This window comes from Streptomyces sp. WAC05292, from assembly GCF_003949955.1.
GTDB lineage: Bacteria > Actinomycetota > Actinomycetes > Streptomycetales > Streptomycetaceae > Streptomyces > Streptomyces globosus.
Map to the genome: position 1 here is coordinate 1 of NZ_RPSE01000490.1, position 3,979 is coordinate 3,979.

The following is a 3,979-nucleotide window of genomic DNA, read 5'->3' on the forward strand; positions in this document are numbered from 1 at the left end:
GAGTCCGAAGGCGAGGGAGGGGAGGGCCAGCAGCCACAGGACGCCGGTCATGGCGAGGGGCTGCCTGCCGTGGTCGGGGGCGGCGGCGCCGCGGCCGCGGAAGGCCATGAGCCACAGGCGGGTCGCGGAGGCGGCGGCGCCGGTGCCGAGGACGGTGGTGGCCGCGGTCGGCGTGAGCTGTCCGCCGTCGAACCAGTCGGCGAGGGGGCCGGCGGCGAGTCCGAAGGCGAGGGAGGGGAGGGCCAGCAGCCACAGGACGCCGGTCATGGCGAGGGGCTGCCTGCCGTGGTCGGGGGCGGCGGCGCCGCGGCCGCGGAAGGCCATGAGCCACAGGCGGGTCGCGTAGGCGGCGGTGAGGAGGGCGGTGAGCACGCCGGAGGCGAGGACGAGCCATCCGGCTGCGGCGGGGACGGCCTCGGTGTGGCCGGCGGCGGCGTTCTCGGCGGCGACGAGGACGGCTTCCTTGGAGAAGAAGCCGGCGAAGGGCGGGATCGCGGCGAGCGCGAGCAGGCCGATCGTCATGGTCCAGAAGGCGTCGGGGACGCGTCGGGCGAGGCCGTCCATGCGGGCCATGGCGGCGAGGGAGTTGGTGCCGGCGGCGTGGATGATCACGCCGGCGCCGAGGAAGAGGAGGGCTTTGAAGGCGCCGTGGGACAGGAGGTGGAAGACGGCGGCGCCGCGGTCGCCGACGGCGAGGGCGCCGGTCATGTAGCCGAGCTGGCCGATGGTGGAGTAGGCGAGGACCCGCTTGATGTCGTCCTGTGCGAGGGCGGCGAGGGCGGAGCCGGCCATCGTGACGGCGGCCATCGCGGCCATGACGAGGAGCGCGGCCTGGGAGGCCGTGAAGACGGGGAGGAGGCGGGCGACGAAGTACACGCCGGCGGCGACCATCGTCGCCGCGTGGATCAGCGCGGAGACGGGGGTGGGGCCGGCCATGGCGTCGGGGAGCCAGGTGTGCAGCGGGAACTGCGCGGACTTGCCGGCGACGCCTGCGAGGAGCAGCAGGGCGATCACGGTCGGGTGGTCGAGCCCGCCCGCGGCGACGGAGCCGAGGATGTCGGTGATCTGGAAGGAGCCGGTGTCGGCGGCGAGCGCGAACAGGCCGATCAGGAAGGGGACGTCGCCGAGCTTGGTGACGAGGAAGGCCTTGAGGGAGGCGGAGCGGGCCGCCTCGGTCTCCCAGTAGTGCCCGACGAGGAAGTAGGAGCAGATGCCCATGACTTCCCAGCCGACCAGCAGCACCATGAGGTCGCCGGAGTAGACGACGAGGAGCATGGCGGAGGTGAAGAGGGAGACGAGCGCGGCGTACGAGGGGTAGCGGGGGTCCTCGCGCAGGTAGGCCGTCGAGTACAGCTGGACGCAGGTGGAGACGGTGGCGACGAGGACGGCGGTCAGGGCGGCGAAGCCGTCGATGTGGAGGGACAGCTCGATCGGTACGGAGCCGGTCGGGGTGAGCTCGGTGGCGGCGTCGAGGGCGGGGCCGCCGCCCTGCCGGACGGCGACGAGCACGGCGAGGACGGCTGCGGCCAGGGCGGGGAGGACGGCGAGGGGGCGGACGAAGCCGGGAGCGGTGCGTCCGAGGAGGAGGCCGGCGGCGGCGCCGAGGAAGGGGAGGAGCGGGACGAGGACGGCGAGGGTGGTGGTGCTCACGCGGCGACCTCCGGCCGGGCGGTGCCGGTCGTGCCGGTCGTGTCGGGTTCGCGGGTCTCGGCGGTGTCGCGGAGCCGGTCGACGTCCGAGGTGCCCCGGTTGCGGTAGACCATCAGCACGATCGCGAGGCCGATGCCGATCTCGGCGGCGGCGATGGCGATGGTGAAGAGCGTGAGGGCCTGGCCGGCGTGCAGGGTGTCGCGGAGCCAGACGTCGAAGGCCACGAGGTTGAGGTTGACGGCGTTGAGCATGAGCTCGACGGACATCAGGACCAGGATGGCGTTGCGGCGGGCCAGGACCCCGTAGAGCCCGGTGCAGAACAGGAGCGCCGCGAGCACGGCGGGGTAGGCGAGGTGCATCAGCTCTCCCCCTGGTCGGTGGCGTCGGCGGGTGCGGCGGCGGTGTCCGCCGTGTCCTTGCGGGAGAGAACGATGGCGCCGATGAGGGCGGCGAGGAGGAGGACGGACAGCGCTTCGAACGGCAGCACCCAGTGCTGGAAGAGGATTTCGCCGGTGACCCGGGTGGAGCCCTGGACGGGGCCGTCGAGGTCGACCCAGGTGGTGCGGAAGGCGTCGACGACCACCCAGACGAGTGCGGCGGCGGCCACGGCGGCGACGCCGAGGGCGACCCCCCGGTTGCCGGAGTCGGCGTCCGGGGAGCGGCCGATGGGGGCCTTGGTGAGCATGAGGCCGAAGAGGAGGAGGACGATGACGGAGCCGAGGTAGATGAGGACCTGCACCCAGGCGATGAACTCGGCGGTGAGCAGCAGGTACTCGACGGCGATCCCGCCGAGCGCCACGACCAGCCACAGGGCGGCGTGGACGAGTTGGCGGGTGGTGACGGTGACGACGGCCGCGCCGAGGGTGGCGAGGCCGACGAGGACGAACGCGATCTCGACGCCGGTCGGGGAGAGGAAGCCGCGCTCGGCGGCGGCCGTCGCCGCGGTGGCGAGGGCGGTGGATGCGGGGGTCACGCGTCCGCCTCCCCGGGGGCGCCGGTGCCGGGGGCGGTGCCGCCGGGGGCGGCCGAGCCGGCCCGGTCGAAGAGGTCGCCGAGCCACTCCCAGAAGGCGTCCAGGGCGCGCCGCAGCAGGCCGGGGTCGTTCTGGTGGTAGGCCGGGTCGGACAGCTCCCGTTCGGCCGCCTCGCGGGCCGGCCCGCGAGGCGTCGTGACCGGCGGAGTCTCCCCGGCCGCCGCGCCCGCGATGCGTTCCCCCCTGCTCGCCACGGGCGGCTAGCCGGCCGTGGGCGGGGCCGCGGGGTCCGAGCCGTACTCGTGGAGGCCGGCCGCGCGGGCCAGCTCCAGGTCGAGGGCCTCGCGGCGGATGCGCTGGTCGACGTAGAGGAGGACGGTGACGCCTGCCTGCATCGGGATGGTGACGGTCTGCACGATGACCGCGCCGATGCCGGAGATGACCAGGAACGACCAGCTGGTGGCCAGGGTCTGCTGGTCGAAGCCGTCGAGGCCGCCCGCGATGAGCAGCGCGAGGCCGTTGATCGGAATGAGGATCGCGAACGACACGACGAGCGTGATGATCGCGGTCAGGGCCGTGATGCCGAAGATCCGCCACCAGGAGCCCTGGACGAGCTTGGAGGAGCGGCGCAGGGCGGTGACGATGCCGGACTTCTCCAGCATCAGCGCCGGCGAGGCCAGCGTGAACCTGATCGCGAGCCAGAGCAGCAGCGGCAGCGCGGCGAGGCCGCCGAGCAGGAGCAGGCCGGCGCTCCGGGTGAGGACGCCCGGCAGGAGCAGCACGGTGGCGAGGACGGCGGCGCCCAGCCCGATGGCCAGGGCCAGGCCGACCAGGCGGGGCAGCTGCGGGCGGGCGTCGCGCCAGGCCTCGCCGACGGACGAGGCGCGGCCGACGACGGCCCGGCTGAAGACCATGGTGAGCAGGGCGGTCGCCAGGATTCCGGCGATGAACTGGACGAAGGCGGTGCCCAGGCTCGACAGGAGCGTGTCGGTGAGGGAGTCGACGAGCTCCTGGAGGTCCGGCTCCTCGCTCATGACGGGGACGGCCGGGAAGGCGTACTTCTTCAGCAGGACGTCGGCGACCTGGACGACCGTGGCGATGACGAGGGTGATCGCGAAGACGGAGCGCCAGTGGCGCCGCATGGTGGCGACGGCGCCGTCGAGGATCTCGCCCATGTCGAGGGGGCGGAGCGGGATGACGCCCGGCTTGGCGGCCGGGGGCTTGCCCCACCGGCCGGGGCCGCCGGGGTAGCCGTACGGGCTGCCGGGGCCGGTGCCGCCGCGGTTCCAGCCGCCGGGGGCGGGCTGCTGCGGGCCGGCCCCGGCAGCCCGTACGGCTACCCCGGCGGCCCCGGCC

5 protein-coding genes are annotated in these 3,979 nt (G+C 74.3%); all 5 read right to left on the minus strand.

The annotated features are described in order from the left end of the window. Window positions 1-1,650 (minus strand): NADH-quinone oxidoreductase subunit L (locus EF903_RS29800; RefSeq protein WP_125548112.1); only part of this gene is annotated, 1,650 nt, incomplete at its 3' end. Beyond that, a complete protein-coding gene (gene nuoK / locus EF903_RS29805; protein ID WP_114053699.1) occupies window positions 1,647-2,009 on the minus strand; it encodes an NADH-quinone oxidoreductase subunit NuoK in 363 nt (120 codons plus the stop codon). The genes EF903_RS29800 and nuoK, both read right to left, overlap by 4 nt. Next, window positions 2,009-2,623, minus strand: coding sequence for an NADH-quinone oxidoreductase subunit J (locus tag EF903_RS29810; RefSeq protein ID WP_125548113.1), 615 nt, complete (start codon window positions 2,621-2,623; stop codon window positions 2,009-2,011). Before EF903_RS29810 ends, nuoK begins: the two co-directional genes overlap by 1 nt. Next, the gene (locus EF903_RS29815; protein ID WP_399421982.1) at window positions 2,620-2,877 is read right to left on the minus strand and encodes a hypothetical protein; all 258 of its coding nucleotides are present in this window, start codon (window positions 2,875-2,877) and stop codon (window positions 2,620-2,622) included. Before EF903_RS29815 ends, EF903_RS29810 begins: the two co-directional genes overlap by 4 nt. A 6-nt stretch (window positions 2,878-2,883) precedes the next feature. Beyond that, on the minus strand, window positions 2,884-3,979 hold a 1,096-nt coding region (locus tag EF903_RS29820; RefSeq protein ID WP_125548114.1), incomplete at its 5' end, for a glycerophosphoryl diester phosphodiesterase membrane domain-containing protein.